Annotated in this window: 16 protein-coding genes; 7 read left to right on the forward strand and 9 right to left on the reverse strand. The window is 49.4% G+C overall.

Annotated features, from left to right (window positions below; translation table 11 throughout):
- Positions 1-89 precede the first annotated feature (89 nt).
- The 4 genes from metG to PSI9734_RS03100 are packed head-to-tail and all read left to right on the forward strand — an operon-like array spanning position 90 to position 4591.
- Positions 90-2132, forward strand: a complete 2043-nt coding sequence (gene metG / locus PSI9734_RS03085) for a methionine--tRNA ligase (protein ID WP_173919631.1) — start codon at positions 90-92, stop codon at positions 2130-2132.
- Between the two features lie 3 nt (positions 2133-2135).
- The gene (locus tag PSI9734_RS03090) at positions 2136-3326 is read left to right on the forward strand and encodes a class I SAM-dependent rRNA methyltransferase (protein ID WP_173919632.1); all 1191 of its coding nucleotides are present in this window, start codon (positions 2136-2138) and stop codon (positions 3324-3326) included.
- A gap of 45 nt (positions 3327-3371) precedes the next feature.
- A complete protein-coding gene (locus PSI9734_RS03095; RefSeq protein WP_173919633.1) occupies positions 3372-3743 on the forward strand; it encodes a histidine triad nucleotide-binding protein in 372 nt (123 codons plus the stop codon).
- A 5-nt stretch (positions 3744-3748) separates the two neighbouring features.
- On the forward strand, positions 3749-4591 hold the full coding sequence (locus tag PSI9734_RS03100) for a sterol desaturase family protein (RefSeq protein WP_173919634.1): 843 nt from the start codon (positions 3749-3751) through the stop codon (positions 4589-4591).
- Here PSI9734_RS03100 and PSI9734_RS03105 read toward each other — a convergent pair.
- From PSI9734_RS03105 to PSI9734_RS03120, 4 genes are read right to left on the reverse strand one after another with little or no spacing between them, the layout of a single operon-like run.
- Complete coding sequence (locus tag PSI9734_RS03105; protein WP_173919635.1) at positions 4503-5150, reverse strand: CDP-alcohol phosphatidyltransferase family protein; 648 nt, start codon at positions 5148-5150, stop codon at positions 4503-4505. The genes PSI9734_RS03100 and PSI9734_RS03105 overlap by 89 nt on opposite strands.
- 9 nt (positions 5151-5159) lie before the next feature.
- Entirely contained in the window at positions 5160-5846 is a 687-nt protein-coding gene (locus PSI9734_RS03110) for an ATP-binding cassette domain-containing protein (protein ID WP_173919636.1), read from the reverse strand.
- Entirely contained in the window at positions 5843-7444 is a 1602-nt protein-coding gene (locus PSI9734_RS03115) for an ABC transporter permease family protein (protein ID WP_173919637.1), read from the reverse strand. The genes PSI9734_RS03110 and PSI9734_RS03115 overlap by 4 nt, the downstream gene beginning before the upstream one ends.
- Entirely contained in the window at positions 7441-8586 is a 1146-nt protein-coding gene (locus PSI9734_RS03120; protein WP_173919638.1) for an ABC transporter substrate-binding protein, read from the reverse strand. Before PSI9734_RS03120 ends, PSI9734_RS03115 begins: the two co-directional genes overlap by 4 nt.
- Before the next feature lie 108 nt (positions 8587-8694).
- On the opposite strand from PSI9734_RS03120, the gene PSI9734_RS03125 reads away from it, so the two are divergent.
- Positions 8695-9417 (forward strand): DUF1499 domain-containing protein, encoded by a 723-nt coding sequence (locus tag PSI9734_RS03125; protein WP_173919639.1) that lies wholly within the window; start codon positions 8695-8697, stop codon positions 9415-9417.
- The gene (gene msrB / locus PSI9734_RS03130) at positions 9414-10535 is read left to right on the forward strand and encodes a peptide-methionine (R)-S-oxide reductase MsrB (protein ID WP_173919640.1); all 1122 of its coding nucleotides are present in this window, start codon (positions 9414-9416) and stop codon (positions 10533-10535) included. Before PSI9734_RS03125 ends, msrB begins: the two co-directional genes overlap by 4 nt.
- Positions 10536-10545: 10 nt before the next feature.
- Here the strand turns inward: msrB and ggt are convergent, their stop codons facing one another.
- Positions 10546-12315, reverse strand: a complete 1770-nt coding sequence (gene ggt, locus PSI9734_RS03135; protein WP_173919641.1) for a gamma-glutamyltransferase — start codon at positions 12313-12315, stop codon at positions 10546-10548.
- A 127-nt stretch (positions 12316-12442) separates the two neighbouring features.
- Here ggt and PSI9734_RS03140 point away from each other — a divergent pair, with 127 nt between their 5' ends.
- Positions 12443-13054: a rhomboid family intramembrane serine protease gene (locus PSI9734_RS03140; RefSeq protein ID WP_173919642.1), complete on the forward strand. Its 612-nt coding sequence runs from the start codon at positions 12443-12445 to the stop codon at positions 13052-13054.
- 23 nt (positions 13055-13077) lie between these two features.
- Here PSI9734_RS03140 and PSI9734_RS03145 read toward each other — a convergent pair whose 3' ends face one another.
- From PSI9734_RS03145 to PSI9734_RS03160, 4 genes are all read right to left on the reverse strand, one after another.
- Positions 13078-13386, reverse strand: coding sequence for a ComEA family DNA-binding protein (locus tag PSI9734_RS03145; RefSeq protein ID WP_173919643.1), 309 nt, complete (start codon positions 13384-13386; stop codon positions 13078-13080).
- A gap of 82 nt (positions 13387-13468) precedes the next feature.
- The gene (pyrF, locus tag PSI9734_RS03150; RefSeq protein ID WP_173919644.1) at positions 13469-14167 is read right to left on the reverse strand and encodes an orotidine-5'-phosphate decarboxylase; all 699 of its coding nucleotides are present in this window, start codon (positions 14165-14167) and stop codon (positions 13469-13471) included.
- Positions 14168-15325: a lipopolysaccharide assembly protein LapB gene (gene lapB, locus PSI9734_RS03155; RefSeq protein WP_173919645.1), complete on the reverse strand. Its 1158-nt coding sequence runs from the start codon at positions 15323-15325 to the stop codon at positions 14168-14170. It lies immediately after the preceding gene.
- A complete protein-coding gene (locus PSI9734_RS03160) occupies positions 15318-15581 on the reverse strand; it encodes a lipopolysaccharide assembly protein LapA domain-containing protein (RefSeq protein WP_173919646.1) in 264 nt (87 codons plus the stop codon). The genes lapB and PSI9734_RS03160 overlap by 8 nt, the downstream gene beginning before the upstream one ends.
- Between the last annotated feature and the right edge of the window lie 77 nt (positions 15582-15658).

A 15658-nucleotide genomic window follows, 5' to 3' on the forward strand; every position in this document is an offset into this window, starting at 1 on the left:
GCATGATACGGTGAGTCTAGGTGGATTGCTAGTGCTCTTTAAGGTACACTTCGACCTTTCTAAAACTTGTAGGTTACTGGACAAAATAGATGACAACAGCAACGCGTAAAATTCTGGTTACCAATGCTCTACCCTACGCCAATGGGCCAATCCATATCGGTCACATGTTGGGCTACATTCAGGCTGATATTTGGGTGCGTTTCCAAAAAATGCGCGGCCACGAATGCCATTATATGTGTGCCGATGATGCACACGGCACGCCAATCATGCTTAAGGCACAGCAACTCGGCATTGAACCAGAACAAATGATCAACGACATGAATCAGGCTCATCAAGCTGACTTTGCTGATTTTCATGTTAATTTTGACCATTATTACTCGACTCATAGTCCAGAAAATAAAGAGCTTGCCGAGTTAATTTACAAACGCTTACGCGCTGCAGGCCATATTAAAACCAAAACGATTTCGCAGCTGTTTGACCCGCAAAAAGAAATGTTTCTGCCGGATCGTTTTGTGAAAGGCGATTGTCCGAAGTGCGGTGCCACAGAGCAATATGGCGACAACTGTGATGTGTGTGGCGCGACCTATGCGCCCACCGACCTAAAGAACCCTGTCTCTGCGGTGTCTGGGGCAACCCCCGAACTGCGTGACTCTGAGCATTACTTCTTCGACTTGCCAGCCTTTGAGAAAATGCTCAAAGCTTGGACTCGTTCAGGCTCGTTGCAAGAAGAAATGGCCAACAAACTTAATGAGTGGTTCGAATCCGGTCTACAACGTTGGGATATCAGCCGTGATGCGCCCTACTTCGGATTTGAAATACCCGATGCGCCCGGCAAATATTTCTACGTTTGGCTAGATGCCCCTATTGGTTACATGAGTAGCTTTAAGCACTACTGTGAAACCACCGGCAATGCAGACTTTGATAGTTACTGGCAAAAAGACACAGACACCGAGCTTTACCATTTTATTGGTAAAGATATTATCTATTTTCACAGTCTGTTCTGGCCCGCCATGTTGAGTGGCGCCGAATTCCGTCAACCAACCAACGTTTGGGCACATGGTTTTATCACCGTTAACGGTACCAAGATGTCAAAATCTAAAGGTACCTTTATTATGGCGCGTACCTATTTGGAGCACCTGGACCCTGATTACCTGCGTTACTATTTTGCTGCCAAACTGACCAGTCGTATCGACGATCTCGATTTAAACCTGACCGACTTCGCGCAACGTGTAAACAGTGACTTGGTAGGCAAAGTGGTGAATATTGCAAGCCGCTGCGCTGGTTTCATTCAGAAAAAATTTGATGGCAAATTAGCCACCGAACTCAACGAAACGGAACTGCTCACTGAGTTTCAGAATGCAGCTTCAAGTATTGCTCAAGCCTATGAAAATAGAGAGTTTTCACGGGCGATGCGCGAAATCATGGGATTGGCAGATAAAGCTAACTTCTACATTGCTGAACAAGAGCCATGGCAGCTAATCAAAGATCCAGCGAACGCCTCGCGGGTGCATGAGATCTGCTCTATCGGTATTAATCTGTTCCGCTTATTAATGATTTACCTGACACCTGTGGTGCCTGAACTTGCCCAACGTGTGCAAGCGTTTTTAAAAGAACAATTCACCTGGCAAAGCCATGAACACATTCTTACCGGTCATGAGATCGAACCCTTTAAAGCGCTGTTGCAGCGAATTGATATGAAACAGGTAGAACAAATGATTGATGCATCTAAAGAAGCCAATGCGGCGGCCCAAGCGCCGGCAGCAGCAGCCACTGAGAACGACGAATTACAGAATGACCCGATTGCCGAGGAAATCAACTTTGATGAATTCGCTAAAGTTGATTTACGTGTCGCCTTGATTGCCAATGCAGAACACGTTGAAGGTGCTGATAAACTGTTGAAGTTAACTCTAGATTTAGGCGGAGAAACAAGGCAGGTTTTTGCCGGCATCAAATCTGCCTATGACCCAGCAACGCTTATCGGTCAGCACACTGTCATGGTCGCCAACTTAGCGCCGCGCAAAATGCGTTTTGGGCTTTCCGAGGGCATGGTTTTGGCGGCTGGGCCAGGCGGTGAAGACCTTTATATTATGAATCCACACGAGGGCGCGAAGCCTGGCATGCGAGTCAAATAAACGATGCCCGCCACTGTTCATCTAAAACCGCAAAAATGTAAGTCATTGCGCCGTTTGCACCCCTGGGTGTTCAGCGGTGCCATCGCCAAAGTTAAAGGCAACCCGCAACTCGGTGACACGGTTAGTGTTCACAGTGCCGAAGGCGACTGGTTGGGCGCTGGCGCTTGGTCGCCCCAGTCCCAAATACGGGTTCGAATTTGGACCTTTCAGCCGAGCCAAACGATCGACGAACACTTTTTCGCTGAGCGTATTGGCGCGGCTAAACAGTTGCGCGAAGGTTTGGCCGTTAATAGCAATGCCTGGCGGGTGGTCGCTGCCGAAGCCGATGAACTGCCTGGTATTACTATCGATAAGTACGATAACTGGTTAGTTTGCCAATTATTAAGTGCTGGCGCTGAACATTGGCGAGCGGCGATTGTGGCAGCCTTGCGGCAGCATTTCCCCGATTGCGGCATCTATGAACGTTCAGACGTTGATGTACGCAAAAAAGAAGGTTTACCTCCGGTCGAACAGTTACTTTACAGCCCAGACGGCGAACCTCCTGCAGGTACCGTTTGGATCCGTGAAAACGGGCTTGAACTGGGGGTAGATCTTAAGCAAGGGCATAAAACCGGCTACTACTTAGACCAACGCGATAGCCGCTATGCTTTGACGCGTTATGCCAAAGGCAAGCGGGTGTTAAACGCGTTTAGTTACACCGGCGGTTTCGGTTTGTTTGCCGCCCAAGCCGGTGCCAGCGAAGTGGTCAACCTGGACGTTTCAGCGCCAGCGTTAGCTCAAGCAAGTGTGAATCATGAACGTAATGGCTTTGACGCTAAGTTACTCAAGAACCAACAGCAGGACGTATTTGAGGCGTTACGTGAGTTTCATCACCAAGGTGAGCGCTTTGACGTTATCGTGCTCGACCCACCAAAGTTTGTCGACAGTAAAGCCAACTTAATTTCAGCCTGCCGTGGCTATAAAGACATTAACCGCCTAGCCTGTAAAATTTTGAATCCAGGTGGCACGCTGTTTACGTTTTCATGCTCTGGCCTACTCAGTAGTGAGCTATTTCAAAAGGTTGTCGCCGACGCGGCACTCGATGCCAAACGGCCTTTACACATTATCGAACGTCTGTATCAAGGCGCTGATCATCCGGTTCGTACAAACTTTCCCGAATCGCTTTACCTGAAAGGGCTGGTACTACGCGGTTGAGTTGTCTAGTATTAGACTAAGTTATTGAGAAAAAGAGGTATTCCTATGACAAGCACAACGATTTTCGACCAAATTATTCGTCGAGAAATCCCCGCAGAAATTGTCTATGAAGATGATCTCAGCCTCGCCTTTAAAGACATCAACCCAGCGGCACCTGTGCATTTGCTGATCATTCCCAAGCAGCCGATTGCCACGGTCAATGACATAGAGGAAGACCAACGCGAATTGGTCGGTCATCTATTTGTGGTGGCGCGTAAAATTGCCGCTCAGCATGGTTTTGCCAACGACGGTTACCGCCTCGTGATGAACTGTAATGAAGATGGCGGGCAATCGGTTTACCACATTCACTTGCACTTACTTGCCGGGAAAACCTTAGGCTGGCCTCCCTACGCGAACGATAAGCCAAAGCAAGGTTAATACCGATGACAGCAGAGGTATGGTGGCGGCTCGGTTGTTTTATTGGCGTGCTTGTCATCATGCTGGTGTGGGAGCGCCTTGCCCCTAAGCGCCAGGCGAAGCTCGCTAACCGTCGGCGTTGGCCTGCCAACCTCGGTATTGTGGTGATTAACTCGATTGTTTTACGCTTACTGATCCCCGCCGGTGCTATCGGTGCTGCGCTTTGGGCCCAAGAGCAACAATTTGGTTTACTGCAGCAACTTGGTTGGCCAATGCCGCTAACCTTGCTGCTGGGCTTTTTAGTTCTCGATTGCGCCATTTATTGGCAACACCGACTCTTTCATCGCGTTCCGCTGCTGTGGCGTATTCATCGCATGCACCATGCTGACACCGATTTTGATACCACCACAGGTTTGCGCTTTCACCCACTTGAAATTGTGCTGAGCATGCTCATCAAAATCGCGGTGGTGATGTTATTTGGCATACCCGCACTGGCAGTATTGGTGTTTGAGATTGTATTGAACGCAACCTCACTCTTTAATCACGGCAACGTTGCCTTACCAGCGAAAGTTGAGTGGCCACTGCGACGACTCTTGGTTACCCAAGAAATGCATCGTATTCACCATAGTCAAATCGCCAAAGAAACCAATAGTAATTACAGTTTTAATTTATCAATCTGGGATCGCCTGTTTGGCTCCTATACCGCGAATTCTCAGGCGGGTTCTGATGGTATTGCGATTGGCTTAAAAGAGTACCCAGCAAACGCCCAATGCACCCGCCTCAGCTTTTTGCTTCAGGTGCCGTTTCGGCAGCCTCCGGTAACTGACGAAGGGTCTGAAAACCGAGATAAAGACGCGTCGCAACCGTAATTAAACACAACGCAGCAAATACCTTACCGGTAACCACGAAAGCCGAAGGCCATAAGCAAAACACCACAAAAGCAACGATGGTTTCAAAACCTTCAGTGATTCCTCCCATATAATGCAATGACTTATTCGGATAGCGTGGGTTTTCAATACCATGCTTGCCGGCTAACACTGCAAAAGCCAGAAACGTGGCGGCCGTGCCCATAAAGCTAAACATTAAGAGTCCCGCGGTAACACCGTTGACACTCGGGTTGGCAAGCAGGAAGCCAAACGGCACTGCGCTGTAAAAAATAAAATCAAAGACACTATCAAGATAACCGCCCGCTTCCGTGCGCTCGGTAAGGCGCGCAATCGCACCATCGAGTCCATCGCTTAGGCGATTGAGTAAAATACACAGTAGTGCCACCTCGTAGTGTTGCCAATAAAGGGCGGGGAGCACGCCTAAACCAATAATGAATCCAAGCGTAGTGACGCTATTCGCGCCAACACCTAATCGCACCAACGGTTTAGCACAGGTTTCAAGTAACGGTTGTAAGCCTTTATAAAGTATCGCATCAATCATGTTTAGTTCTCATTTTGTTCGAGCCTCGCATGGCTGCTCAACTGCGATGTCTGGCCAGTACAGTTGCTGATCCACAAGGCTTAGATCGTCCGCTTGGTGGCTAACGATGATCGCTGCGATGCCGCGCTCGCGTAAAAAGTTGAAGGTCCAATCACGCACCTGCTGACGACGCTCAGCATCGAGTGCATTAAAGGGCTCATCTAGCAGCACCAACGCGGGCTCTGCCAACACCGTTCGCAACAAGCCAATGCGCGCTTGCTGACCACCACTGAGCTGCCCAGGTAGCCGCTCTGCCATGTCAGCCAAACCGAGTTCAGCTAGTTGTGTCTCGATCACTTGTTTTTGCGCCGCTTTGGTAAGCCCTTGACGCTGCAGTGCAAAGGCTAAATTCTTAGCAACACTATAGTGCGGAAACAAAGGGTTATCCTGCATCAAGATCCCAATCCCACGTTGTTCGATGGGCAACCTACTGACATCCTTACCAGCAATAGCAATACGCCCGCTAAACTGCACGTAAGAAAGCGTTTCGCCCAGTAAACAACGCAACCAACTCGATTTACCACAACCACTTGGCCCCATTACGCCAAGGCTAGCGCCATCGGTTAAATTCATATCTGGCAATGATTGCGTTCTGCCGTCCTGTCGCCACGTTAAACATTGATCACTTAAGGCGATTTGTGTTGCTTGAGATATCATAATTCCGGCTCTTTACTGATAATTTGGGTGAGCACTAATGACACTAACGCAAGTAGCCAAAGTGCCGTCGCGAACATAGCTGGAAGTTGCCACTCGCCGCCACTGCTGAGTGCCACTAACTCTGTCGTTAAGGTTGGCGTTCGCCCTGCCCCCAACAGCAGCGTTGGCACATATTGCGCCACACTCACCAGCAATGTCACTAGTAAACAATGAGCGAGTGCGCCCGTTAATAAAGGACGTTTAAACCACCACCAGCTGCGCCAGTAACCAAAGCCTAAACTTCGCCCTAAGGTAAGGTGCGTTTGTGGTACTGCGCGCTCTGCCGGTGCATAGATCAAGTAGCCATAAGCAAATGAAAACCAAAAATGGGCCATCACGACACTTGCGGTATCATTACTAAACCACTGACTCCAGTCGCTGTGAAGCCACGCCACAACGAGACTCAACTGCGGCACAAATAAGGCAGCTAACAACCAAGCATCGTTTATTTCATAGCGATGATGGCGCTGCCACTCGCGTAGTGCAGTAATAGCCATAGTTGCAAGCACCGCTACCACCAAGCCTATGCTTAGGGTCGTGCCTAACCGTTGCAGTAGTAGGTCGTTATGTGCTGACCATGACGCAATGGACCATTCCAGCGGCAAAACCGACGGGTAAAACCACCCTCGCGCAAAAGTCAACGCAATTAGCGCGATGCACGCCGCGGTACTTACGCCGAGTAACGCTATCAGCGAAGCGCGTCTAATGATGCTGGTCGCAAGGGCCACGGCTGCCTCATAGGACTGCGCGACAACACGCCCCACACGGGCGCTCATTAAACACCGCAGCACTAGCTCTTGTGCAATAACCCATAGTGCCATCATTCCAGCTAGTCCCATCAACAACCACGTGCCCTGCTCGGCAAGCTGCTGACTTAACGGATCAAACTGTAATTGCCAGTTGACCACCAGTGGTGCGAGCAACGGCGGGTTCAAAGGACCTGTTACTTGCGCTACATCGACCACACTGACGGTATAGATTGCCACGGCGATAAGCACGAGCCGCATCGCTTTCAGCCACGCGGGAAACACAATCAGCCACCAACTGCGCTGCGCTGAAGTGCCCACGGAACGCCCCTGCAGAATCCACTGGCGATACGGCAATTGCGCCAATTGTTGGCGACCTAAAACCACCAAAAAGGGTGTTTCTTTAAAAACCAAAATCGTAATTAGGGTTACCAGCGATTGCTGTTCAAACCAAGGCAGTGCGAAAGGCAGTACCCTATCAAACCAACCAAAAGGGGTGAATAGCCAAAGAAATGCAATGGCAAAAGCAAGGTGTGGCGCCGCAAAGGTGAGCCCCACATCATTTGTTTTAGGCTTGCCATGGGTTGCGTCGCGACCAATAATGATACTTGCGATAAACAACGAGATACAGCTCGCCACCAACCCTACTACTAAGCTATCACGTAACGCAGAAGCAATACCGGGATAGTGCCATAATTGCGCCGTGGGCGTTGGCAAGTTAAACGGCAGCCCTTGCAGCACAAACACCCAAGGTAAGCCAAGGCTTATCATCAGTGCACCAACAAGTGTGCCCCAGCCGATACGTTTAATCATTGCTGATACCTTTGCAACCATTGCTGTTCGAGCACCGTTGTCCAGTCGCCATGAGGTTCTTCATGACTTGGGAATAAAGTGCCATTGTCGGTTTTCGCAGCACCTTGAGGCGCGTTAATCACCATCGGATCACCCCAGCCATCGAGCGCAGATTTACGCAGTTGAGCAGGTTCACTGAGTAAAAAGTTGAGCACTTTTAGCGCTGCTTGTTGCTGGCCACTGGAGCGTGGAATGGCCAAGTAATGAAAGTTTGTTAAGGCCCTTGAGCCGAGGCTCGCGGCCCTAGCTGCCGGGGTCATCCGTAGTTGTTGTTGTAAGGCCGGAACCTCATTGGGATTAAAGGTAACGGCATTATCCAAAGTTCCATGATTAAACCACTGGCGCTGCTGTGCAGCCGAGCCTGGAAACTCTTTACCGGACCGCCATAAATAGGGATGCAGTTGATCGAGGTAATGCCAAAGCGGCTGTAATACCTGTTCACTGTTGGCTAAGCCAGGTGGTTTTTGCAGTTCACGGGGTTCCCTAACCAGCTCATAAGCGAGCGCCTTTAACCAACTAGTGCCATGAAAAGCCGGTGGTTTAGGGTACGAAAATCGACCGGGGTAACGCATCGCTAGTTGCAGTAATTCGCTCGGCTCAAGCGCCACCGGAGGCGCTTTTTGGGCCAGCACATGCGCTCGAAACACCAGTTGAAACTGCGCAATTCCCCAAGGCAGTTCTTGCCCGTCCACCGCTTCCCCGAAATCATCACGCCAATTAAGATCATTCCGCAATAACCGGCTATTAGCGACTTTCTCAGGCAACCCGCTAAGTAATTTCTCCGCCGCTTTTAATGCTTTAAAATTTTCACCGTTAATCCACAGTAAGTCGATTTTACTGTCGCTCTCGTTGTTTTCACTCAACAACAAAGTGACAGCTTCTGAAATATCAGCCACCTTTACATGCTGTAGCTGTATACCATAACGTTCTGCAACTTCTTCCGAGACCCAGTTTAGATAGCTATTCACAGATTCCGAGCCGCCCCACGCATAAAAGTATACGGTGGGTGCACTGTCAGATTTAGTTGCAGTTGCAACCGCTGGAGCGGCCGTAATTGAAGTTAAAGCAAGCAGCACAATAAATTTTAAATAGCGTACCAGCACGTTGACAGCCTATGGGTAATGAAGCAACAGGGGTTATCCCTTTGAATAATGGTGATCTAGAGTATAGTGAAGAGCGTATCAAATCTATAAATTACAACGGAGTTTGTCATGTCTAAGAAAATTGGCTCAGCTTTAATTCTACTCGGCTTTTTAGCCGCTTTTCTACTGTTAATTGCAGGACCGCTTTATCGTTGGCAACTACTAGAACTAGGTGTTGCTTTCACCTTGTTACGTTGGGCGGCGTATGTCGGTGTTGCAGCTGTGGTCTTTATTATTGTGTATTTGATCTGGAAACGCCCGCGTGGCGCGCGTTTAGCAATGTTAACGCTAGCTGCCGTGGCGGCCTTTGTGAGCTTCTACTTGCCTTATCAACAGCTACAAACTGCACGCAGCGTTCCGCCGATTCATGACATTAGCACCGATTTAGAGCAGCCACCTAAATTTGATGCGATCGCGCCGTTGCGTGCTGATGCACCCAACCCAGTTGCTTATCCTGGGGAAGAAACCGCCAAGCAGCAGCGCGAAGCCTATCCAGATCTAGCACCGATGTATGTTCAACAGAACCAAGCGCAGGTATTCGACGCTGCCATGACGGTCGTTAAATCAATGGGGTGGCAACTTGTTGCCAGTGATCGTGAAGCCGGCCGCATCGAAGCAACCGCCTCAACGTTTTGGTTTGGTTTTAAAGACGACGTGGTTATTCGACTGCGCACTGAGAACGCTCAAACACGCGTGGACATTCGAAGTAAATCACGCGTGGGCCGTAGCGATGTCGGCAAAAATGCTGCTCGTATCGAGCGCTTTCAACAACAGTTACAAGGTCAACTATGATTAAAACCCTAGCATCTTTTATCTTAGCTCTGGTCGTTTTCGCAAGCCCTGCTGGGGCGGCGGAAACCACCGAACAAGAACACATCGCTACCTTTGCCGGTGGCTGCTTTTGGTGCGTCGAAAAAGCATTCGAAGATGTACCAGGTGTGCGCGCTGCTATTTCCGGTTACGCTGGTGGTAGCGAAGTAGCACCAAGCTATGAAGAAGTTGCTAGGGGGTTAACGGGTCACACCGAGGCTGTGCAAGTGTATTATGACCCAACAGTGGTTAGCTATACTGGGCTATTACAAGCGTTTTGGCGAATGATGGACCCCACAGATGTTGAGGGGCAGTTTGTTGATCGTGGCAAACAATATCGTCCAACGATTTTCTATCACAATGAACAGCAACGCTCGTTAGCTGAACGTGAGCGTGACAAGTTGCAAGCTTCAGGTCGTTATCAAGAGCCTGTGGTGGTACCAATAGAGCCTTTTACGAGCTTTTACAAAGCTGAGGATTACCATCAAGATTATTATTTGAAAAGCTCAGTTCGGTATTGGATCTATACTAGAAACTCGGGTCGCTTCCAATTTACCGAGGAGATTTGGGGCGACGACTATGATGTTGATTATCGGAAATTTAAGGATCAGCCTGTGACGAACCAAACACCCTCTGCAAAAACACGGTTAGATTTTAACGATTACCAAAATCCAGCAGACAGCGAGTTGCGTGAAAAGCTTACACCAATGCAATATGCAGTGTCGCAGAAAGGTAAAACCGAGCGCGCCTTTAATAACGAATACTGGGATGAGGAACGTGCTGGTATTTATGTCGACATTGTGAGCGGTGAACCTTTGTTTTCTTCCGCGGACAAGTTTGAGTCGGGTACCGGATGGCCAAGTTTTACCAAGCCTATCGATGACAAGTTCGTAGTTACCAAAACCGATCGGTCTTGGTTTATGACTCGCACCGAGGTTAAAAGCAAACACGCCAGTTCACACTTAGGTCATGTCTTTGAAGATGGCCCTGAACCGACCGGTTTACGTTATTGCATGAATTCCGCCGCCATGCGTTTTATCCCGTTAGAGAACATGGAAGCGGAAGGTTATGGCGACTATATACAACAGGTTCAACAGTGAGCCCTGCGGCTCACTCTTCAACTTCGCCTAAGGCGATACCTTCACGGCGTGGATCTGCACCGCCAAGCAACTGACCATTTGGCAATAAACTAATGCCATGTAGACCGCTGTTGAGTCCGGTAACCCGTACCGTATGCCCCATTTTACGTAACGCTTCAGCCAGCTCTGCCATCTCAGTGCCCTCTTCTAAGGCCGTGTAATTATTCAAGTTGGTGACATGGGCTTGATCGATCGCTTGTTGCATGTTCATGTCCCAATCCAGCACGCCTAGCACCGTTTGTGCAACGTAGTTAATAATACGAGCGCCGCCAGGTGAGCCGATAACATGCAGCAAGTCGTCACCTTCACGATCAAACACCATGGTTGGCGCCATTGAACTTCGTGGCCGCTTGCCACCTTGTACCCGATTCGCAATCAGCTCGCCATCAACCTCTGGACGCAAGGAGAAGTCGGTCAATTGATTGTTAAGTAAAAAACCACTTGCCATAACGGACGAACCAAAACCCATTTCAATACTGGTCGTCATCGACACTGCATTTCCTTCGGCATCAACAATCGAAATATGGCTCGTATTCGGAAACTCCGGTGATTGGTCATCCGCAAATACATAGTTAGTAAACACCCCTGGCTCGGCATGAGTTAGGTCTCGATTGCCAATTTGACGCGCCCGCGAAGCGAGGTAGGTCTTTTTCAGCATAGCGGTGGCTGGCACCTCAACAAAATCACTGTCCGCAATGTAGCGATTACGATCGGCAAAGGCTAAGCGCGACGCCTGCGTGAAGTGGTGTGCCGCTTGCTTACTATCGGGTTGCCATTGAGCTACCGGAAAGTTCTCCAGAATGCCCAAGATCTGCAGCACTGTTAAGCCCCCTGAACTCGGTGGACCCATGCCACAAACCGTATAGGTTCGATAACCATTACACACAGGATCCCGCACAACTGCGGTGTAGTTTGCTAGGTCCTCTAGCGTCAGTAGGCCAGGCGCAAGCGCACTATTTTGTACTGCGTTAACGACTTTCTCACCGATAGGTCCACGATAGAATGCATCGGTGCCCTGCTCAGCAATCAGCTTCAATGCCCACGCAAGCTCGGGGTTCTTTTTCAGTGTTCCAGCCTGTAACGCTTCACCATTAGGGTAAAAGTACTCTTTGGCTGGACTCAATTTACGTAAGCCAGGATTCAAGTCCATTTCGAGCAACATTTGTAGCCGCTCAGATACCGTGAAGCCTTGTTCGGCCGCCACAATACTTTCGCTAAAGAGCATTGACCATGGCTTGTTTCCCCACCGTTGATGAGCTAACTCTAAACCTTTCAACACCCCCGGAGCGCCAACAGAGCGTCCGCCCACGACGGCATCCCAAAAGTTTTCAGGGGCTTTGCCATTAGCGTCTAAAAATAGATTCCCACGGGCTGAGGCCGGTGCTTTTTCTCGCGCATCCACGGTATACAGATGTTTCTCTGCAGCATCCCAGTACAAAATAAAAGCACCACCACCGATACCCGATGACTGCGGCTCGGTAAGTGTCAGCATCGCTTGTACTGCTACTGCCGCATCGATGGCTGAGCCACCTTCGGCTAAAATCGCCCGCCCAGCCGCTGCGGCCCTCGGTGTTGCGGCAGCTACCATGTAATCACTGGCAAGCACTGCCTGTTTTTCGATAACGCCTGTGGCTGCTTCAGGTTCACGCTTATCGCGCTTTTCGCTGTCAGTGCTTGGTGGTGAACAGGCAGTAATAGAGAGGCTCGTTAGCAGTGCAACTGCTAAGAAATGATATTTCATGCGGCTATCCTTTAGACTACTAGGTATTTAGACATACGGCGATCCATTCTATTTACAGGACGTCGACTCCTGCCTATCATAAAGCCCTCAACCCGTTATCACAATGCAGCTAGTGAAATCTCAATTTATGTCGAATAAAGTGCAAGTTATTGTCTGTGGTTTTTTGCTTGGTCTGATTAGTGTCTGGGCCTACTACTTCCAGTTTGAAGCAGCCCACTTCATGGCTGACTATGACTATGAGGCTAGTCTTATTTGGCAACAGCCATGGCGTTTAGTGACAGCACATTTTCTGCACTTAACGACCCTACATTGGCTTGGGAATGTTTTGGCACTGGTTGGCTTAACGTTAGTTTTTGCACGGCACTTTAGCGTACGAACCTTCTTGAATGCCCTACTTATTCTTACGGTCGGTACCTCAGTGATACTTTGGCTAAGCGGCTTCGATGACCGCTTTGTAGGACTTTCAGCTGTAAATCACGGTTTGTTAGCGATGGGTATTTTACTTGAATACAAAGACGCAACCAGCCCTTCGCAACAACGCTTGATGTTGGTCGCCGGTACAATTTTGCTTCTCAAACTTGCCGCGGAATGGATCGGTTTGTGGCATAGCCCTATCGCTGCAGCTGGGCAAGTGCATGACTTATGGCAACTCCATGGCGCAGGTATTATAAGTGGTATCCTTGCCTGGTGGCTTCACAATCGCCATCTCGCCAGACTTGCCCAGCTCGATACAGATTAAATGCTTTATTTGAGCTCAACGCGCTAGAGTTCAAGGCGCTCTTTGTTGAGCTCTAGCAGCCGAGGCCCAATCCCCTTAATTTGCATCAGTTGATTAATATCGCTGAAGCTACCTAATTGCTCTCGTAGTGCAACAATGGCTTCGGCACGTTTTTGACCGACCCCTGTTAATGCCATGCTTAGCTCAGCCGCCGATGCGGTATTTAAATTAACTTTCATCACACTCGGTTGAGCGCTGCTTTGCTGAGTCGGTTGCGTGGTTGGCAGCGCGTGAGCTAGGGGAAGTAAAGCTGCACCCATCAACACCGCCGTTACTAATGTCTTCCGTAACATAATAAGCTCCTAGTTAAATACTGCACATGCAGTACTAGGAGCTTAAATGGACTCAGGCCGATTGGCGACTAAATAGAACGGATTAGCTTGTAAGTGATGCCTGTATAGCAGCGAGAGCGGCAGCTGGGTCAGCAGCCTGCGTAATGGGTCGGCCTATGACCAATACCTGAATACCTTGTTGCGCCGCGGCAGCAGGCGTCATTACACGGCGTTGGTCGCCTTGCGCAGCACCTTCAGGACGGATACCAGGGGTGACTAAGACAAACTCTTTACCGCATTGTTGCTGTATCACGGCTGCTTCTTGTGCAGAGCACACGACGCCATCTAACCCAGCTTGTTGGGTCAATGCAGCTAAATGCATTACTTGTTCTGCTGGCGTGCGTTGAATGCCAATGTCGGTTAAATCGTCAGCTTCCATACTGGTTAACACAGTAACCGCAATCAATAACGGGGGCTGCGGGTAATCTGCAAGTGCTTGTTTTGCCGCTTCAAGCATGCGCCGGCCGCCACTTGCATGCACATTGACCATCCAGACCCCAAGCTCCGCTGCGGCATGCACTGCTTTCGCCACAGTGTTGGGGATATCGTGAAATTTTAGGTCCAAAAACACCTTAAAGTCTTTCGCCACTAACTGGCGCACAAAGTCTGGCCCGGCTGCCGTAAAAAGCTCCTTACCGACCTTAAGACCACATTGTTTTGGATCCAACTGATTCACTAGCGGCCAAGCTTGCTCTGCACTGCTATAGTCCAGTGCCACAAACACAGTAGATTTCACTGTCATCTAATCCCCATCTAACCCTGTTATTGGTTTAATTTCACCCCAGACACGGCACGAAGGACAATGCCAGTACAAGGTGCTACCTGAAAACCCGCAATGACGACACCGGTACTTTGGCCGCTGTTGCATTTGTTGCTGAACCAGCTTTTGTAACATTCTTAAACTGTCGCGTGCTTTGCCAACGTCGGCCGCGCGAATATGAAAGTCCATTAGCTGGTGAAAACCTTTCATCGTTGGGTTACGCATCAGCGCAGACTGCATAAACTGTTCAGCCTCTTCCATGGTGCCAGCCTCGGCGATAGCTTCAGAGAGCATAATCGCAGCAGCCGTCGAATTGGCATCACTCACGCACCTGTGTAGGAACTGTACAAACCCAGCTTCATCATCTTGGCTCTCGTAACACGCCTTTACGATCGGCAAGGCCTCCGAAATAAAGGCAGGATCAGCATCAGGTATCGTTAACAACATGCGTTGCGCTTTGCTAACTTCACCCTGCTCAAACCACATGCGCCCTAACGAAAGAGCTGCCCGAACATTATCAGGGTCATGCTTACGCGCTCGTAAATAGTATTTTTCCGTGGTTGCAGGATTATCTTGCAAGCCCGCGAGCTCACAATATAACTGTGCCACTAGGGACTCTGCACTGGCATCGTTACGAGCAAGCTTAAGTGCAACTTTAATTGCTTTATCCCACTCGTGGGTGGCCTCGTACAGCTCAAGTAAGTGTCGCTGGCAAGGCTCAGAAAATTCTTTATTGGTTTGCAGCGCGAGGAGCATTTCTTCGGCGCGGTCAAAGATACCCGCAGCTAAATAATCAAGGCCAAGCTCAAACATCGCATGGCGGCGCTGTTGTTCTGTAATGGCTGGACGTGACGTTAAGTTTTGATGAATTTTAATGGCTCGCTCAACCTCGCCTCGGCGACGAAATAGCTTACCTAAGGTCCAGTGTGTTTCGAGGGTATCAGAGTCAACATCGAGCAGTTGAATAAATAAGTCGACCGCCTTATCGGGCTGGTCGGAAAGTAGCAGGTTTAACCCTGTAACATATTGTTTTGAAAACTCTTCCTGAGCACGGCGATCTTCATTGCGAACGCTATTGCGCCCCATAAACCAGCCATACGCTGCGGCAACCGGCAACAGCAGGAACAGCAACTCAAGCATCGGCGGATTCTCTACTTACGATCTGCTTTCGTAACTTGCGGTTTTCGCTTTTAAGCGCAACTTGCCGCGCCAACATACTGGCTAGGCCGAGCAAAAACCCGAGTAAGATAAACATGCCAGTGAGCACCGATACCGGCAAGGTGATCTGGCCTAGTAAAAAATCAAATGGAATAGGTTGCTTATTCAGCGCCCCAAATGCCACTGCCAATAAAAACAAAAGCAGCAACGGTAGACCAATAAATATAAATCGCAGCATTGCGGTTTCCTAGCAGTCATAAAAAAACGGCATGCTTTACTATAGCATGCCGTTTTGCTGAACTCGACGCGAAAATA

Source organism: Pseudidiomarina piscicola, from assembly GCF_902806985.1.
GTDB classification, from domain to species: Bacteria; Pseudomonadota; Gammaproteobacteria; order Enterobacterales; family Alteromonadaceae; genus Pseudidiomarina; species Pseudidiomarina piscicola.